The sequence below is a fragment of the Sphingobium jiangsuense genome (genome assembly GCF_014196495.1).
Classification (GTDB): domain Bacteria; phylum Pseudomonadota; class Alphaproteobacteria; order Sphingomonadales; family Sphingomonadaceae; genus Sphingobium; species Sphingobium jiangsuense.
This window is the reverse complement of record NZ_JACIDT010000010.1, coordinates 18407-35157: the sequence shown is the minus strand read 5'-3', so window position 1 is coordinate 35157 and position 16751 is coordinate 18407. Positions and strand designations below refer to the sequence as shown.

Annotated in this window: 13 protein-coding genes; 4 read left to right on the top strand and 9 right to left on the bottom strand. The window is 67.6% G+C overall.

Annotated elements, in window-relative coordinates; all coding sequences use genetic code 11:
* Window positions 1-70 precede the first annotated feature (70 nt).
* Together purU and GGR43_RS14115 are read right to left on the bottom strand one after the other, a co-directional pair.
* On the bottom strand, window positions 71-922 hold the full coding sequence (gene purU / locus GGR43_RS14120) for a formyltetrahydrofolate deformylase (RefSeq protein WP_188072635.1): 852 nt from the start codon (window positions 920-922) through the stop codon (window positions 71-73).
* 49 nt (window positions 923-971) lie between these two features.
* The gene (locus GGR43_RS14115) at window positions 972-1841 is read right to left on the bottom strand and encodes a methylenetetrahydrofolate reductase (protein ID WP_188072634.1); all 870 of its coding nucleotides are present in this window, start codon (window positions 1839-1841) and stop codon (window positions 972-974) included.
* Between the two features lie 323 nt (window positions 1842-2164).
* Here GGR43_RS14115 and GGR43_RS14110 point away from each other — a divergent pair, with 323 nt between their 5' ends.
* Both GGR43_RS14110 and GGR43_RS14105 read left to right on the top strand, forming a co-directional pair.
* The gene (locus tag GGR43_RS14110; RefSeq protein WP_223177461.1) at window positions 2165-3466 is read left to right on the top strand and encodes an aminomethyl transferase family protein; all 1302 of its coding nucleotides are present in this window, start codon (window positions 2165-2167) and stop codon (window positions 3464-3466) included.
* Window positions 3467-3621: 155 nt separating this feature from the next.
* Window positions 3622-4929, top strand: coding sequence for a DUF3422 domain-containing protein (locus GGR43_RS14105; RefSeq protein WP_188072633.1), 1308 nt, complete (start codon window positions 3622-3624; stop codon window positions 4927-4929).
* A gap of 58 nt (window positions 4930-4987) precedes the next feature.
* On the opposite strand, the gene GGR43_RS14100 is transcribed toward GGR43_RS14105, so the two are convergent.
* Window positions 4988-6031, bottom strand: coding sequence for an aromatic ring-hydroxylating dioxygenase subunit alpha (locus GGR43_RS14100; RefSeq protein WP_188072632.1), 1044 nt, complete (start codon window positions 6029-6031; stop codon window positions 4988-4990).
* Between the two features lie 109 nt (window positions 6032-6140).
* A complete protein-coding gene (locus GGR43_RS14095; protein WP_188072631.1) occupies window positions 6141-7088 on the bottom strand; it encodes a VOC family protein in 948 nt (315 codons plus the stop codon).
* A 134-nt stretch (window positions 7089-7222) separates the two neighbouring features.
* Between GGR43_RS14095 and GGR43_RS14090 the strand changes: the two genes are divergently transcribed.
* Complete coding sequence (locus GGR43_RS14090) at window positions 7223-7372, top strand: cation:dicarboxylate symporter family transporter (RefSeq protein ID WP_188072630.1); 150 nt, start codon at window positions 7223-7225, stop codon at window positions 7370-7372.
* A gap of 22 nt (window positions 7373-7394) precedes the next feature.
* Here the strand turns inward: GGR43_RS14090 and GGR43_RS14085 are convergent, their stop codons facing one another.
* Window positions 7395-8918 carry a peptide MFS transporter gene (locus GGR43_RS14085; protein WP_188072629.1) on the bottom strand — a complete coding sequence of 508 codons (1524 nt, stop codon included), beginning with the start codon at window positions 8916-8918 and terminating at the stop codon, window positions 7395-7397.
* Between the two features lie 184 nt (window positions 8919-9102).
* Between GGR43_RS14085 and GGR43_RS14080 the strand changes: the two genes are divergently transcribed.
* Window positions 9103-9693, top strand: coding sequence for a nitroreductase family protein (locus GGR43_RS14080; protein WP_188072628.1), 591 nt, complete (start codon window positions 9103-9105; stop codon window positions 9691-9693).
* Here the strand turns inward: GGR43_RS14080 and GGR43_RS14075 are convergent.
* From GGR43_RS14075 to GGR43_RS14060, 4 genes are read right to left on the bottom strand one after another with little or no spacing between them, the layout of a single operon-like run.
* A complete protein-coding gene (locus tag GGR43_RS14075) occupies window positions 9688-11748 on the bottom strand; it encodes a tetratricopeptide repeat protein (protein ID WP_188072627.1) in 2061 nt (686 codons plus the stop codon). The two genes, GGR43_RS14080 and GGR43_RS14075, sit on opposite strands and share 6 nt — an antisense overlap.
* Window positions 11732-13114, bottom strand: coding sequence for a PEP-CTERM-box response regulator transcription factor (gene prsR, locus GGR43_RS14070; protein ID WP_188072762.1), 1383 nt, complete (start codon window positions 13112-13114; stop codon window positions 11732-11734). The genes GGR43_RS14075 and prsR overlap by 17 nt, the downstream gene beginning before the upstream one ends.
* An 8-nt stretch (window positions 13115-13122) precedes the next feature.
* A complete protein-coding gene (gene prsK / locus GGR43_RS14065; RefSeq protein WP_188072626.1) occupies window positions 13123-15198 on the bottom strand; it encodes an XrtA/PEP-CTERM system histidine kinase PrsK in 2076 nt (691 codons plus the stop codon).
* 4 nt (window positions 15199-15202) lie between these two features.
* The gene (locus tag GGR43_RS14060) at window positions 15203-16591 is read right to left on the bottom strand and encodes a TIGR03013 family XrtA/PEP-CTERM system glycosyltransferase (RefSeq protein ID WP_188072625.1); all 1389 of its coding nucleotides are present in this window, start codon (window positions 16589-16591) and stop codon (window positions 15203-15205) included.
* Between the last annotated feature and the right edge of the window lie 160 nt (window positions 16592-16751).

The following is a 16751-nucleotide window of genomic DNA, read 5'->3' as shown; positions in this document are numbered from 1 at the left end:
TCCGGTTCAATGCACTCCATCGTCGCCTGTCCTGCAACGATAGAACAGCCGGACCGGTGACGCCACGGCTTCAGTCGCTGAACACCACCGTCTTGCGGCCGTTGAGCAGCACCCGCTGCTGCAAGTGCAGGCGCACCGCCTGCGCGAGCACGCGCTGTTCGATGTTGCGGCCCTTGCGCACCAGATCCTCCGGCGAATCCGCATGGGTGACCGCCTCGACATCCTGATGGATGATCGGCCCTTCATCGAGGTCCTCGGTCACATAATGGGCGGTCGCACCGATCATCTTCACCCCGCGCGCATGCGCCTGATGATAGGGTTTCGCGCCCTTGAAGCTGGGCAGGAAGCTGTGATGGATGTTGATGCAGCGCCCGGCGAGGAAGGCGGACAGGTCGTCCGACAATATCTGCATATAGCGCGCCAGCACGACGAGGTCCGCGCCGCTTTCCTCGACCAGCGCCTTGATCCGCGCCTCCTGCTGCGGCTTTGTTTCCTTCGTCACCGGCAGGTGGTGAAAGGGAATATCGCCGATATCGGTGATGCGCAGCGCCGACAACGGATGGTTGGAAAGGATGCCGACGACCTCCATGTCCAGCTCGCCGATGCGGTGGCGATAGAGCAGGTCGCCGAGGCAATGGTCGAATTTGCTGACCATCAGCATTACCTTCTGCCGCCTCTTTTCCGGGGACAGCCGCCAGTTCATCTCCCGCCGCCACGCCATGTCGGCGATGGCGGAGTGCAGCATGATGCCGGTTTCCTCGCTTTCGAACAGCACCCGCATGAAGAACAGGCCGGTCTGGTGATCGTCGAATTGCCGCGCGTCCAGGATATTGCCGCCATGGCGGAAGATGAGGCCGCTGACCTCGGCGACGATGCCGGGCCGGTCTTCGCAGGACAAGGTGAGAATATGGGATTGGGGCATGATGATGATCCTGAAAACAGCGAAAATGAGAAAGGTCAGCCAGCGCGGGTCAAGCGGCGGTCTCGGCGGCTGACTGCCGGGCGGCGGCCCATTGCACGGCCCACTGCACGGTGCGTCCTATGCCGCCGAAGGGGTAGAAATGGGCCTGAACGAGCCCATGCACATCGCCGTCCAGCCGCGCCTCCAGCGCATCGACCAGCCGGTCCGGCCCGGCCGTGCCGATCAGGCGCGTCAGCGACAGCCCGTATTTGGCGAGCACCTTGGTCGACGCCTCCACCCCGCACAGCGCGGCGAAGCGCAGCAGCGCCTTGATCGAGGCGGGGCCCGGCACGCCGATCCTGACCGGATGGCCGATGCCCGCCGCGCGTATCTCCGCCAGCCAGCGCAGGATCGCGTCGGCGTCGAAGGCGAACTGGGTGGCGATCCGGCAGTCCATGCCCTGCGCGCCAAGCGCCGCGCTCTTGTCCTGAAGCGCGCGCATCAGCGCCTCGCGGCCGATGGCGGGATGCCCTTCGGGATGGCCCGAAACGGTCACGGCGGCGATGCCATGATCGGCCAGCAGCCCGCTTTCGATCACCGCGAGCGCATCGCGATAGGGGCCCTCCGGCTCGGCGCTGTCCCCGGCGATGACGAGCAGATGATCGACCCGCGCCTCGCCGGTGCAGCGGGCAAGAAAGTCCTGCAACGCCTGCCGCGACTTCACCCGGCGCGCGGCGATGTGCGGCACCGGCGTGAAGCCCAGGCGGCGGATGGCGACCGCCGCCGCGCACCGCGCCGCCATGGTTTCGGCGGGCAGCCAGGGCACGGAAACGAGCGTTCCCGGCCGCAGCGCGGGCGCCGCCTGTTCCAGCGCATCGATATCCTTCGCGGTCGCTTCCAGCGAATAGTCGTCCAGCAAGCGGGCAACGGCCTTCCCCATGATGCAAGCTCTCCCTCCGCCGGAAGCGCAGCCTTCGGCGTTCTCTGTTTCCTCGGTTCGGCGAACCGGCGGCGGGGCGGCCTTGCGCCCTTCCGTCCGGCCCCTTCCTGCTACGCCGGAGCGGCGCGGCCCGGAAGGCGCATTTCGGTCAACACTAAGATGCAGCTTCGACCGGGCACGAAATTGGCGGGGAATGGCGCGGGGGCCGGATGCGGCGCGCTATTGCGGAATCTGCAACATAAGGTCGGGCGCCGTCCCTCTATGCGCCCCGTCCTTTCGGCGTAAGAATGCCGGGCAGCATTCGACATGAGGAGAGAGAAGAGATGAATCCCCCCAGCCTACAGGACGGTATCGACAAGGCGGGCTCGCCGATCGGGCTGCTCTGGAAACCCAATGCCCGGCACTGGACCGTCCCCGTGGTGGAACCGGAATATGTCGGCTGGCGCGAGGAGCAGATGGCGTGGCGGGCGTCGGTCGCCATTTCCGACCTCTCCCACCATATGTCCGACCTTTTCATCGAAGGGCCCGATGCCCGCCGCCTGCTGATGGAGGTCAGCGCCAATAATTACGAGAATTTCGTCGTCGGCCAGGCCAAGCAGTTCGTGCCGGTGACGCAGCAGGGCCTGCTGATCACCGACGGCGTGCTGATGCGCAGCGGGGAGGAAAGCTATGTGCTTTCCGGCGTTCCCGCCGCGCAGAACTGGGTCGCCTATCATGCGAAGAAAGGCGGCTATGACGTCAGCTGGAGCTTCGACCCGGATTCGGGCGTCCGCAAGGAAGGCGGGCCGAAGCTGTTCCGCTACCAGATACAGGGGCCCCTGGCGCTCGATCTGGTCGCCCGCGCCTTTGGCGGGCCACTGCCGCAGACCAAATTCTTCCACTCGACGCCGGTGACGCTGGCGGGCCGGTCGTTCCGCGCCTTCCGCCACGGCATGGCGGGACAGGCGGGCTATGAGTTCATCGGCGACTGGGAAGACGGCGCGGCGGTCAAGGATGCGCTGATGAAAGCGGGCGAAGCGTTCGGCCTCGTCCATGTCGGCGGCAAGGCCTATTTCACCAACGGCATCGAAAGCGGTTGGATACCGACGCCGACCCCGGCCATCTATTCCGCGCCGGAGCTGGAGGAGTATCGCCGGTCGATCAGCCTCTTTTCCTTCGAAGGGCAAAAGCCGCTGCACGGCAGCTATTTTTCCGAGAATATCGAGGATTACTACACCTCCCCCTTCGAACTGGGCTATGGCAAGTCGATCGCGTTCAACCATGACTTCATCGGCCGCGACGCGCTGGAAAAGGCGCGCGAGGGCGTCCACCGCAGGAAGGTGACGCTGGTGTTCGACCTCGACGACGTGAAGCGGGTGATGGGCGAGGATCCCGGCTATGTGCTGAGCTATGCCCGCTACCGGATCGAGGGCTCGGGCGGCGCGCTGGCGGGCATGACCTTCTACACCGGCTTCATCGACCCCGGTCGGCACCGTGCTGGCGCTGTCGCTGGTGGACGAGCGTTATGCCGAGCCGGGCACGCAGGTCGAGGTGCTGTGGGGCGAGCATCCCGGCCCCGGCACCCCGGCCGACGCCGATCTGGGCTTCCCCCGCATCCGCGCCACGGTCGCGCCCTCGCCCTATAACGAGCATGCGCGCACCGCCTACCGGCAAAAGGCCGACGCGGTCTGAAACGCCGGTTGCGCTGCACAATTACTCCGAGTAAATAACATCAGAGCGACCGGGCGCCCGTGCGTCCGGTCCTTTCACGCCGGGGCCATCGAACAGGGAGGACGCGAGCATGGACGACGCCTTCGCACGGTTGCAGGATCGCAGCCATCCGCTCCGCGCCTCGCTGTCGCGGGAAATGCATGCCCGGCCGATACCGCGCTTTGCCGCCCCGGCCCGACTGCTGCAATTCGTGCTGCTGGTGGACGAGGAGGAAGCGCGGGCGAGCCATGCGGCGCTGGCGGAGCTGCTCGCGCCCCATGGCGTCGCGCCCGACCGCGGCGAGCGCTTCTTCGCCTGCGCCATCGGCGCGCTCGGCTTTGCCTGCGAGCGCCATACCGAATTCATGACCTACAGCTTCATCGCCAGCCAGCCCGCCGGTGACGAGCGGCTCGGCGACGGCGGGCTGTTCGACCTCTCCCCGTTCGCTGAGGTGCCGCGATGGCTGGCGCGCCTGCCCGGCCGGATCATCCGCTCCACCCAGATCAGCCTGGTGGCCGGGCCGCCCTCCGACGCGGAGATCGCCGCGCATTTCGCGACCGACGACCTCATCATCTCCGATGTGGCGCAGGGGCATGCCCGCATCTGGAGCGATTTCCGCCTGCACGGCGACGGCTTCGGCCGCCTGCTGATCGAGGACCGGGGGCTGGAAGGAGCGGAGATGGCGCAGCTGGTCCAGCGCCTTCAGGAACTGGGCAATTATCGCAAGATGACGCTGCTGGGCCTGCCCGAAGCGCAGCAGGCGACGCCGCTGCTGGCCGCGCTCGAACAGCGGCTGACCGGCATCACCGCCCATATCGCCGCGCGCGACAGCGACGACGACGCGGTGCTGGACGACCTGTCGGCGCTGAGCGCGGAACTGGCGCAGATCGTCGCGCGCACCCGCTATCGCATGGCTGCGACGCAGGCCTATGCGGAGCTGTGCCTCGACCGCATCCGGCGGCTGTCGGTGGCGCCGGTGCGCGGCTATCGCTCGCTCGACGATTTCACCGAACGGCGGCTGCTGCCCGCGATGCGCACCTGCGACGCCTTCACCCGGCGGCTGGAGGACCTTTCCCGCCGCGCCGCCTGGACCAGCGACCTGCTGCGCACCCGCATCGACACCGCACTGGCCCGCCGCAACCGCGACCTGCTCGCCTCGATGGACCGCCGCACCGGCCTGCAACTGCGGCTCCAGCATACGGTCGAGGGCTTGTCGGTGGTCGCGGTCAGCTATTATGCGCTGGGCATCTGGCACCATCTGCGCGAGGCTGCGGAGCACCAGGGTACGCATCTGCCCGGCTGGCTCGACATCGTGCTGATCCCGGTCATCATGGCCGGGGTGTGGGCAGGCATCCGCCGGATCCGCAAGGTAAAGCGGCCCGGCCCGCAACCGCATTGAAGGCTGACGGAGAAGAACGCCGCGGCGCCTCCCTCCCCCTCTTCCTCACCCGGCGAGATTATTCGGCCGCAACGGCGGCGCCTTCCTCCCGCACCATCTTGTCGAGCATCGCCAGCGCCATCACCGGCGCGCGGTCGATCGCCAGCGCGGTGCGCTGGTGCAGGCCGGTGCGGTCCTGCTCGTCCTGGATCGCCTTGACGATGACCGCGTCCTCCAGAAAGGTCTTGTCGAGATTGGCGCGCAACCCCGCCGCCCATTCCTCGTCCTCAAGTCGGTAATTGCGCAGGTGCAGCCAGAAGAAATGGGTGTTGCGCTCGTCCTCCGGCGTCAGGAACTTGTAGCTGAACGCCCGCATGCCCTTCGCGTCCATCACCTCGTCCTCCCGCTCCGTCCCGGCGGGGATGGAGATGATGTCGACGCAGGAGGTGCCCGGCAGATAATAATAGAAGAACTGCCCGCGATCGACACTGCCCGTCACCTCCATCACCAGCCGGTCGAATGGCGAAGGCGGCGAATTCTCGACCCAGCGATAGGCGACCAGCCCGCCGTCCAGCTTGCCGACCTTCACCGGCTCGTCGGTCGCGGCGGGATTGCCGATCGTGCCCTTGTGCACGAAGGTGGTGTGCGCCGGGTCCATCAGATTTTCGATGATGTTGCGATAGTTGGACGCATGATGCTGATAGCCGCCGTCGAGCAGCGCCCAGCCCGGCGCGCCATAGCGCTCCACCACGGGCAGCAGCGCCGGATCGGCGGCCTCCTCGTCGCCCATCCACACCCAGACGAGGCCGAAGCGTTCGACCACCGGGAATGTCCGCACCTTCGCGGTGGGAGGGATCATGTCCTGACCCGGCACGCGCACGCAGCGTCCGGCGCCGTTGAACTCTATCCCATGATAGCCGCACTGGATGCGCCCTTCGGCCACCACGCCCATCGACAAGGGCAGCAGGCGATGCGGACACTGGTCGAGCAGGGCGACGATGCCCTCGTCGGCGCTGCGGAAGAGGACCAGCGGTTCCCCCAATATGCGCCGCGCCACCATCGCGTCGCCCACCTCGTCCACCCAGGCGGCGGCATACCAGCTGTTGCGGACGAATGTGGTCATGTCTCTCTCCCTCGTTCTTATCGGAAGCGACTATGTCGCGCGCGCGGGGGCGAAGGAAGAGGCCGTGCGGTGAACATTATGTTGACGCTCGCGCCGATGGGACGCGCACTCAGCCGTTCCGCCCCTCCGCGCCGATGCCGGAGCTTTTCAGCGTCCAGATATGGTGGCCGGGGTTGCGATCCCAGCGGCGGGTCGGGAAGTCCTTGTCCATGCGGTCCATGTCGCAGGCGAATTCCAGCCGCCCGCCCGCTGGCGAGGCGAAGAAGCGGTAGAGGTTCGACCCCAGCAGATGCCGCCCCAGCACGCGCGATTCCCTCCAGCCGCAGCTCACCATATGGTTGCCGCGCTCGATAAGCTGGTCGAAATGACGCATTTCCAGCGCGAAATGGTTGATGCCCGCGCTGTCCGGCCGGTGGCAGAGGAAGAAATTGTGATGCTCCACATCCCCTTCGCACTGCATGAAGGTGCCGGTGTCCGCGATATCGTCGGTCGCGCGGAAGCGCAGGCGGCGGAGGTAGAAATCGATCGCCTCGCGATGCCCCGCCTTCGGGATGTTGAGCGCCAGATGGACGATCCGCACCGGGCGCGGCCGCGTGCCGGGCAGCAGCGGCGGGTCGTTCCAGCGCTGGACCTGCCGGACGGAGTTGACGCGCGGCAAAGGCTCTGTCGCGACCTGCCGCTCCCGCCGCAGCCGGAAGGCGATGCCGAAACCGGTTTCGTCCCGGCTGTGGACGACGCCTTCCCCATCCACCTGCACCGCCCGGTCCCGCGCCAGATCCCCGGCGATCCGGTCCAGCCCGGCGCGATCGCCCACGCCCCAGACGATCTCGCGCAGGCCGGACCCTGCCTCCGCCGGGGGCGGCAGCGACGGATCGCCAATGGATTTGAGGATGATCCTCTGGCCTTCGGGGGTGGTGAAGACATCCGCGTCCCCCTCCCCGTCCGGCCCCTCCCCGTCCAGCACGACCGGGTCCAGCCCGGCATCGGCGTGGAACCGGGCGCAGGCGGCACGGTCCTCGACCCCGAAGACCAGTTCTTCGATGCGATATATGGTCATGGCGCCCTCCCCCCGGCCGGATCAGAAATCGATGCCCCAGGCGCGCGTCGCCACGTCCAGTAGATAGTCGAGCACCTCCTTCTGCCCGGATCGATCAGCTTCATCAGCTCGATCGCGCGCCGATCTGCCTCGCCATGGGCCTGCCGATCGAGCCGCTGGGCCTGCTGGTGGCGGTCGAGACCTTCCCCGACATCATGCGCACGCTCGCCAATGTGACGATGGACATGGCCGTGACCGCGACCCTCGACGAACGCGGAGATGGGGAGCAAGGGCGGGCGGCCTGACGCCCTCCGCCCTTCCCGCGCCTCAATCGGCCAGCTTGTCGAGGTGCATCAGCCGCTTCACGAACGGCGCGAGCAACAGCACGACGACGCCGATGCCGATGCCCCACAGGCCCACCGACTGATAGACCGACAGCGTCACCAGATTGGGATCGGTCGCGCCTTCGGCCCGGTTGCCGATATTGGCGGCGATCATGCCCGCGATGAAATCCCCCGCCGCCGTGGCGAGGAACCAGACGCCCATCATCAGCCCCAGCATGCGCGGCAACGCCAGCTTCGACATCGCCGACAGCCCGACCGGGGAGAGGCACAGTTCGCCCATGGTGTGCAGCAGGTAGAGGAGGAAGATGAAGATCGCAGGCGTCGCATTGTCGACCCCGGCCCAATAGGCCCCGGCGACCAGCGCGAGAAAGCCCAGCCCCACCTGCACCAGCGCGAGGCCGAATTTGGCGGGGGTGGAAGGCTCCAGCCCGCGCCGCGCCAGCATCACCCACAGCGCCGCGAACAAGGGCGCGAGCAGGATGATGAACATCGAGTTGATCGACTGGAAGGCGGAAGCGGGCACTTCCCACCCCAGGAAATGCCGGTCGACATGGCGGTCGGTGAACAGGTTGAGCGACGACCCGGCCTGCTCGAACAGCGCCCAGAACAGCGGATTGAGCGCCAGCAGGAACAGCGCCGCCAGCATCCGGTCGCGGTCGATCTTTCCCATGCGGCCAAAGGCTTCCCACAGCAGATAGAGCACCGCGCCCGCGCCGCAGAGGATCAGCAGCCAGCCGACCGCGTCATGGTTCTGCACCAGCCAGGCGACGCCGAACACGGAGGCGACGGAGAGGATATAGATGCCCCATTCCACCGACACCGGCCCTGCGAGGGGCGCGGTCAGCTTTTCCGGCTCGGCCGGTTCGCCCTTGCCCAGCAGCAGCGGCTTGCCCAGCACGAACACGATGATGCCCGCGATCATCCCGATCGCCGCCGCGCCGAAGCCCCAGGACCAGCCGACCGTCTCGCCCAATATGCCGCAGATGATCGGCCCCATCATGCCGCCGACATTGATGCCCATGTAGAAGATCGTATAGGCCGGGTCGCGGCGCATGTCGTCGCGCGGATAGAGCTGGCCCACGATGGCGGAGATGTTCGCCTTGAGGAAGCCGGTGCCGACGATGATGAAGGCCAGCGCCAGCCAGAACATGTTCATCGCGAAGCCGCCCTGCCCGCCATCTCCTTCGACGCCGAGCAATATATGACCGACCGCGATCAATATGCCGCCGAACAGCACCGCCTTGCGCTGCCCCAGATAATGGTCGGCCAGATAGCCGCCGATCACCGGCGTGATGTAGACGAGGCTGGTATAGGCCCCGTAGACCATGCCGGATTCGCCGTCCGACATCAGGAAATGCTTGGTGAGATACAGGACGAGCAGCGCCCGCATGCCGTAATAGGAGAAGCGCTCCCACATTTCGGCGAAGAACAGGATGAACAGCCCCTTGGGATGGCCGAGCAAAGTGCCCTTTCCTTCCGCTGGCTGCTGGGCAGGTGACACCGACATGAAACCCCCTTGGTTGGCGCACAGGGACATGCGCTCGATCATGATTGGCCAGCGAACCTAAAGGAAAAACGCGCGACCGCAAATCGATAGTGAGGAAGCGGCGACGCGACGGGCTTCCACTCCGAAACACCCCAACGCCACAGGCATCTTGCCTTGTCGCGCATCCGCCCCCAAAAGGGCGCTCATGTTCAACGATCTCTCCTCCCCGCTTTCGCTCCTCAGGACCCGCCGTTCCGGCAAGCCGCGCGATCTCGCCGCGCCCGGCCCCGACGCCGCGCAACTGCGCGAGATGCTGGAAATCGCGATCCGTTCGCCTGATCACGGCAAGATCGGCCCGTGGCGCTTCGTCATCGTCGGGCAGGACCAGCGCGAGGCGCTCGCCCGCCTGCTGGAAAAGGCGCTGCGCACCGAAAAGCCCGAGGCAACCGACAAGGATGTGGAGGCCGCGCGCGAATTCGCGTTGCAGGCCCCCGCCCTCGTCGTGCTGCTGTCGCGCCCCGACCTGACACGGCCCATTCCCGTCTGGGAACAGGAACTCTCGGCAGGCGCGGCGGCGATGAACCTGCTGCACGCGGCCCATGCGATGGGCTTTGCGGGCGGCTGGCTGACCGGCTGGGCCGCCTATAGCGATCAGGTGCGCGACGCCTTCGGCACGGAGAAGGACCGGATCGCCGGGTTCATCTTCATCGGCACGCCCGCGCGGGAGCTTCAGGAACGCCCCCGCCCGGCCTATGACGATGTCGTTTCGGACTGGAAGCCCGTCGCTTCGCTATAGCGCCTCAAGCGCGGCCTTTGCCTCGGCCCGCTCCGGGAAGCCGGGTGCGCCGGCGGCGGCGGAAAGGGCGGCGCGCGCCAGATCCTTCTCCCCGGCAGCGGCATAGAGCTGGCCCAGATGCCACTGGACCAGCGGCTCGCCGGGCGCGAGCGACCGCGCCTTTTCCAGCAGCTCGCGCGCCTGCGCCCGGCTGCGCCCCGCGCGCAGCAGCGTCCAGCCGAATATGTCGCTCGTCACCGCGCTCATCGGCTGGAGGCGATAGGCATGGGCGGCGTAGGGCAAGGCGCGCTCCGGCTGGCGCAGGCCGACCAGCGCGCGCGCCATGTCGGTCATCAGCAGCGCGTCCCGGTTGCCCAGCCGCGCGCGCAGCACCGACAGCAGGCGCCAGGCGCGGTCATGCTCCCCGGCGGCGAGCAGCAGCGAGGCGACCAGCCGCTGCCCTTCCACGTCCATCGGGTTCTGCGCGACGAACAGCCCCAGTGCCCGCTCGGCGCTCTCCGTCTCTCCGGCCCGCCGCCATGCATCGGCCAGCCGCAGCGCATTGTCCTGACGGAAGCGGATATTGGCCGAGCGCGCATAGGCGAGCGCGGCCTCATGATAGCGCTCGGCGGCCATCAGGCTGTCCCCCAGCGCCAGCGACGCGGCGGGCGCGCCCGGATTGGCGGCGGAGAGCGTCCGCGCCCGCGCGATGGCGGCATTCCCCTGCCCCGCTTCCAGCAGCGCGCGGATATAACGCAGATTGGGGCCCGCCCGCGCCGGGTCCGCATTGGCCGCGGCGGCGACCTCCTCCGGCCTGCCCGCGCCGCGATAGACATCGGACGATCCGGCCGCCAGACGTGCGGCGCGGCGGGCGAAGTCGGCGGCCAGCGGGCGGTTGCCGAGCGCTTCGTGGATATAGGCGGCGAGCGTCAGCGCATAGCTGCCCGCGTCGGCGCGCTCCACCAGCGGGAACAGCGTCCGCTCCGCCTCGGCATATTGCGCGTCGTCATAATAGGCGCGCGCGAGCAACAGGCGCACCCTGACGTTGAGCGGCTGGCTCTCCAGCAGCGGCGCGAGTTGCCCGGCGGCCAGCGTCGCATTGTGCGATTCCAGATGCAGCACCCCACGCAGCAGGCGCATGCCCGCCACCCCGTCCAGCGCGCCGCCGGTGCGATCCAGCAGGCCGCGCGCCAGATCATAGGCGCCCGCGCGCGCGGCGATCAGCGCCTGGATATAATAAGCGCGCGGATATCCCGGTGCCTGCGCCAGCGCCCGGCGGGTAAGGGCCAGCGCCTGCGACGCCTGCCCCAGATCGGCCAGCGTCGCGGCATATTCGATCAGCGCGGGGACATAGGACGGGCTGACGCCGAGTGCCTGGTCGAACCACGTCCGCGACGCCTCCGGCCCATATTGCTCCCGCACCAGCAACGCGCGCAACAGCAGCACATCGGCATTGCGCGGCGCCAGCGCCAGCGCCTCGTCGCCCGCGCGCAGGGCGGCGGCCATATTGCCGGTCGCGAGGTGCAGGCGCGCGGAATCGGCGCGCACCGCGCCGTCCTTCGGCGCCAGCCGTTCCGCCCGCGCGAGGGCAGCGACGGCCTCGTCATAGCGGCCCAGCGCCTGCAACGCCTGCCCCTCCATGCGCGCGAGGAACGGCGCTTCGCGCGGATCGGCATCCTTCGCGGTCGCCTGCGCCAGCGCCTCGTCATAGCGCCCCTGCAACAGCGCCGCATGGGCGAGCAGATGGCGGATCGGCCCGGCCTTGGTGCCGAGCGCCTGTGCGCGCTCCAGCTCCTGCTGCCCGCCGCGCCCGTCGCCCAGCATAAGCAGCGCGCGCGCCTGCAACACCCGCGCCTCGGCCAGCTGCGGATCGGCCTTGATCGCGTTCATCAGCTCGACGCGTGCCGCGCGGGGGTCGCCCCGCAGGATCGCCGCCTGCCCGCGTTGCATCGCCGCGCGCGCATCGGCCCGCGCGTCGGCATGCACCGGGGAAACCGGCACCGCCGCCAGCGCAAGGCCGCCCGAAAGCAAGACGAGGACGAACCTGCTGAATCTGCCCCTAAATCTGGATGCCATGGTTCTTCAGCAGATCGTAAAGCGTGGGGCGGCTGATGCCGAGCAGGCGCGCGGCGGCCGCTATGTTGCCCTGGCTGCGCGCCAGCGCGCGGCGGATGGCGGCGCGGTCGGCCATGTCCCGCGCAGCCTTGAGGTTGAGGATGTCGCCCTCCTCCTCGCCCGCCGCCGCAAGGTCGAGATCGGCCGCCGTCGCATATTTGCCGTCGGCCATGATGACGGCGCGCTTCACCCGGTTCTCCAGTTCACGCACATTGCCCGGCCAGTTCCACGCGTCGATCGCGGCCAGCGCGTCGGCGGCGAAACCCTTGACCGGACGGTTCATCGCGTCGGCGTGAACTTTCAGGAAATGGCGCGCAAGCAGCACCGCGTCACCGGGCCGCTCGGCCAGCGACGGAATGCGCACGACGATTTCGGCGAGGCGGTAATAGAGATCCTCGCGGAAGGTTTCCTGCGCGATCATCTCGTCGAGATTGCGATGGGTCGCGCAGACGATGCGGGTATCGACCGGGATGGGCTGGCGTCCGCCGATCCGCTCGATCACCCGTTCCTGAAGGAAACGCAGCAGCTTCACCTGCAACGGCAGCGGTATGTCGCCCACTTCGTCGAGGAACAGCGTGCCGCCCTCGGCCAGCTCGATCTTGCCGGGCATGGTCTTGACCGCGCCGGTGAACGCGCCCTTTTCATGGCCGAACAGCTCCGATTCCAGCAGCGTTTCGGGAATGGCTGCGCAGTTGATCGCGATGAAGGCCCCGTCGCGGCGCGGACTGGCATCGTGCAGGCCGCGCGCCAGCAATTCCTTGCCGGTGCCGCTGGCGCCCAGCAGCATCACCGAAACGCCGGTATCGGCCAGCCGCTCGATCGTCCGCGCGATCTTCAGCATTTCGGGCGCGGCGGTGATGATCTGCCCCAGCACCGGCCCACCGCTGCCGCGCCACTCGTCGGTGGCGCGCTCGGCCAGCCGGGCATTTTCCTGTTCCAGCGCATGCACATGGAAGGCGCGCTTGACGATCATGCCGAGCGTGTCGATGTCGACCGGCTTCTGGTAGAAATCCCACGCCCCTCCGGCGATCGCCCGCAGCGCGCTTTCCCGCGCGCCATGGCCGGACGCGACGATGATCTTGGTGTCGGGCTTGAGCGAGAGTATCTCCTCCAGCGCGGCGAAGCCCTCACTCACCCCGTCGGGATCGGGCGGCAGACCGAGGTCGAGCGTCACCACGCCCGGCTCCTCGGCGCGCAACAAATCGATGGCCTCGGCGCGGGTGCTGGCGCACAGCACCTCATAATCGTCATAGGCCCAGCGCAATTGCCGTTGCAGGCCGGGATCGTCCTCGACCACCAGCAATTTGGGCATGAGGCGCGACGGCATTGCGGTCATCAGGCGGCCCTTTCCTTGTCCGGCCGGGTGTCGGCCAACCCGTCCGCCAGCGGCAGGACGAGGGTGAAGGTGCTGCCCTTGCCCACCACGCTTTCGACCTTCAGCTGCCCGCCCAGCGCCTGCGCCAGTTCCCGCGCCTCGAACGCGCCGATGCCGAAGCCGCCCTGCTTGGTCGAGGCGAACGGGCGGTAGAGCTGGTCGCGCAGAAATTCCGCCGACATGCCGCAGCCATGATCGATCACCGCTATCCGCGCCGTCGCGCCCGCCCGCTCCACCCGGACGATGACCGGCATGTCGGGCGCGCTCGCCTCTATCGCATTCTGGACGAGATGGGCGATGATCTGCTCGACCGAGGCGCGATCGGTCTCGACCGCCGCGCCCAGCGCGCCCTCGATCAGCACCGCATGGCTTTTCCGCTTGCCCGCCACCGCCTGCCGCACCGCATCGCCCAGCGCGAACAGCGCGCGGTCGCCCTCGCCCCGCACGCTGTGGCGCGACAGGCGGGCGAGCAGCATGTTCATCTTGTCCGTGCATTCGGTGAGGGTCAGGATCATGTCCTTGCGGAAGGCCGGGTTGTCGGCATGGCGCTCCGCATTGCGGGCGACGAGCGCGATCTGGCTGACCAGATTCTTGATGTCGTGCATGATGAAGGCGAAGCGGTGGTTGAACTCCTCGAACCGGCGCGCTTCCTCCAGCTCCTGCTGGCCGCGCGCCTCGGCGATATAGCTCGCCACCTGCCGCCCGGCGGCGCGCAGCATGTCGAAATCTTCCCAATCGAGCGGACGGACGAGCGGCGGGCGGCCGAGCAGGATCGCACCCAGCAGCTTGCCGAAATGCAGCAGCGGCACCATCGCCCAGGCGGTGTCGTCCTGTGCGATCCATGCGGGCAGCGCGCCGTCCTTCGCCAGCCTCGCCTGGCCGATATCGACGACCCATGTCTTCTTGCGCATCAGTTCCAGCATGCCGGGATCAGCGGCGAAGCCCTGCGGCGCCTCCCCCTTCCAGTTCCACACGCCGTCGCAGGAAAACTGCCCGTCCTCGTCCAGCATCAGCAGCACCGCGCCCGACGAGGTGGTGATGTCGGCCATCGCCTTGAGCAACCGGTCGTAGAGCGGCGCGCCCGATGCGCCCGCGCTGTCGATCGTGTCGACAAAGGCCATCCATTGCTCTCGATAATCATAGCGGTGGGGGAAGAGATGCTTGGAAACCCACAGCTTCAGCAGCGCCGAATAGCGCGTCGCCGACAGCAGCAGCAGCGCGCCCGCGACCAGCGCGAACAGCAGGCCGGTCACGATCGCGCGGCCCAGCGGGGAAGCGATCATCTCCACCGTCATCAGCACCGCCATCACCGCGACGGTGGAAACCGCCGCGACGACCGTCCACAGCCCATACCATGTCAGCGTGCGCGAGGCGCGCACCGGCTGGCCACCCCGGCAGCGCAGCGTCAGCGCGATGACCGGGACCAGCGCCGCCATCGCCACGCCGCGCAGCGCGAACAGCAGCGGCATCGCATCGCCCGGAAACAGGCCGGATGCGTAGAGCAGCAGGTCATAGCCCCACATCGCCGCCATCGCGGCGGCAAGCGGGGCCATCTGCGCGGCGTCCTTCGCCTCGCAGGTCCGGTAGACACGCTGCGTCAGCACCAGCGCGCCCAGCGCCCACAATATGTGCAGGATCAGTCGCCCGTCCGCGACGGCGGCGTCCGCCGATCGCGACAAGGGCAGGATCGCACTCGCCATGTCGAGCGCATATTGGGCGGGCAGCATCAGCGCCAGCACCACATAGAGCGGCCAGGTGCCGCGCAGATGGCGGATCTGCGTGCGCATCGGGAACAGCGAAAGGCAGAGCAGCCAGCCGCAATTGCGCAGGCCTTCCATCAGGCCCGCATGCGTCTCGTCCACCCCGTCGAAGGCGATCGCCAGCGACCAGATGGCGGTGAGCGACAGCGCCGCGACCAGCAGCTTGCCGATCCGCTGCCCGGCCACCCGGCGCGCGGTCCAGATCGCCAGCACGGCGAACAGCGCGGCCCCCAGCGCGTGGCCCCAGTCGCCGATGAATTGCACAGGGCCGCTCATGGCGTCAGCGCGCGCCTTCCGGCCAGAGGATGACCCGCACCGTCTGGATGAGGATCAGCAGGTCGAGGAAAGGCGTATAGTTCTTCGCGTAATAAAGGTCATATTCCAGCTTGTGCCGGGCGTCCTCCAGCGACGCGCCATAGGGATAGTTGATCTGAGCCCAGCCGGTGATGCCCGGCTTCACCATATGCCGCTCGGCATAATAGCGCAGTTCCTTTTCCAGATTCTCGACGAATTCGCGCCGTTCCGGGCGCGGGCCGACGAAGCTCATCTGGCCTTTCAGCACCACCCAGCTTTGCGGCAGTTCGTCGATGCGCAGCTTGCGCAGCCAATGGCCGAGGCGGGTGACGCGCGGATCGTTCTTTTCCGCCCACACCGCCTTGCCGTCGATCTCCGCATCGACGCGCATCGTGCGCAGCTTGATGATCCAGAACTCCTCCCCGAACAGGCCGACCCGGCGCTGGCGGTAGAAGGCGGGGCCCTTGCTGTCGAGCTTGACGAGGATCGCGCCCAGCAGGATCAGCGGCCCCGTCAGCACCAGCAGGATCAGGCTGGCGGTCACGTCGAACAGGCGCTTGGCCAGCCCCGAAAGCCGCCGCCCGGCGAGGAAGCCGTCGGAAAAGATCAGCCAGCTCGGGTTGACGCTGTCGAGGTCGACGCGGCCCGTCTCGCGCTCCAGAAAAGTGGAGAAGTCGCTGACGTTGACGCCGGTGGTCTTGATGCGCAGCAGGTCGCCCATCGGGATGGAGTTGCGCCGCTCCTCCATCGCCAGCACCACCTCGCTCGCGCCCAGGCGCAGCACATAGTCGGACAGGTTGTGGATGGCCTCGCGGCTTATCGCTTCGGGCACGGCGGTTTCATTGTCCCGCATGCCGATATAGCCGACCACGACGAAGCTGGCGCCGGGGCGTTTTTCCAGTTTGCGGATGCGGTCGGCCCGGTTGCCCGCGCCCAGCACCATGATGCGGCGCTTGAACACCTCGCCGCCGAACATCGACCCCAGCAGCAGGCGCACCAGCGCGAGGCCGGTGGTCGCGATCAGCATCGCGTAGAGCGCGTGGGACCGCCACAGCGTGAAAGCGGGCACGAGGAAATAGAGGATCGCGAGGAAGATGAAGCTCAACGAGGCCGCGACGCCCAGCCGCGCCAGCGCGTGGCGACGCGATTGCAGCGCCTCGTTGCCGTAGACGCCGACCGCGATCATCGCGACCTGAAAGGCGATCGCGAAGCTGAGCAGCGGAATGGCGCGGTTGAGGATGTAATCGACATCCATGCCGATTTCGCGCGCGCGGATGACCCAGCTTGCCTCGGCGGAGCAGAGCAGCACGATGAAATCGAGCAGCCCCAGAAACAATACCGCGTGCGGCACATAATGTTTAAAAACGCGAACCATCCGTCCCCACGCCTATTCCGCATTGCATGCCATGGCCGACATTTCGTCCGCCGGCCGCAACCGCCTTTAGCCCTATCGCGCCAATTCACGAATATTTGGTTGAGAATGTCGGAATATTTTACGCATCTGAACGAAACAAGCGCAAGGGAAAGAAAGCGCG

Bases quoted from the DNA above. Each gene is read 5' to 3' on its own strand.
- purU (WP_188072635.1), bottom strand. From the start codon at position 922: ATGCCCCAATCCCATATTCTCACCTTGTCCTGCGAAGACCGGCCCGGC.
- GGR43_RS14115 (WP_188072634.1), bottom strand. From the start codon at position 1,841: ATGGGGAAGGCCGTTGCCCGCTTGCTGGACGACTATTCGCTGGAAGCG.
- GGR43_RS14110 (WP_223177461.1), top strand. From the start codon at position 2,165: ATGAATCCCCCCAGCCTACAGGACGGTATCGACAAGGCGGGCTCGCCG.
- GGR43_RS14105 (WP_188072633.1), top strand. From the start codon at position 3,622: ATGGACGACGCCTTCGCACGGTTGCAGGATCGCAGCCATCCGCTCCGC.
- GGR43_RS14100 (WP_188072632.1), bottom strand. From the start codon at position 6,031: ATGACCACATTCGTCCGCAACAGCTGGTATGCCGCCGCCTGGGTGGAC.
- GGR43_RS14095 (WP_188072631.1), bottom strand. From the start codon at position 7,088: ATGACCATATATCGCATCGAAGAACTGGTCTTCGGGGTCGAGGACCGT.
- GGR43_RS14090 (WP_188072630.1), top strand. From the start codon at position 7,223: ATGGGCCTGCCGATCGAGCCGCTGGGCCTGCTGGTGGCGGTCGAGACC.
- GGR43_RS14085 (WP_188072629.1), bottom strand. From the start codon at position 8,918: ATGTCGGTGTCACCTGCCCAGCAGCCAGCGGAAGGAAAGGGCACTTTG.
- GGR43_RS14080 (WP_188072628.1), top strand. From the start codon at position 9,103: ATGTTCAACGATCTCTCCTCCCCGCTTTCGCTCCTCAGGACCCGCCGT.
- GGR43_RS14075 (WP_188072627.1), bottom strand. From the start codon at position 11,748: ATGGCATCCAGATTTAGGGGCAGATTCAGCAGGTTCGTCCTCGTCTTG.
- prsR (WP_188072762.1), bottom strand. From the start codon at position 13,114: ATGCCGTCGCGCCTCATGCCCAAATTGCTGGTGGTCGAGGACGATCCC.
- prsK (WP_188072626.1), bottom strand. From the start codon at position 15,198: ATGAGCGGCCCTGTGCAATTCATCGGCGACTGGGGCCACGCGCTGGGG.
- GGR43_RS14060 (WP_188072625.1), bottom strand. From the start codon at position 16,591: ATGGTTCGCGTTTTTAAACATTATGTGCCGCACGCGGTATTGTTTCTG.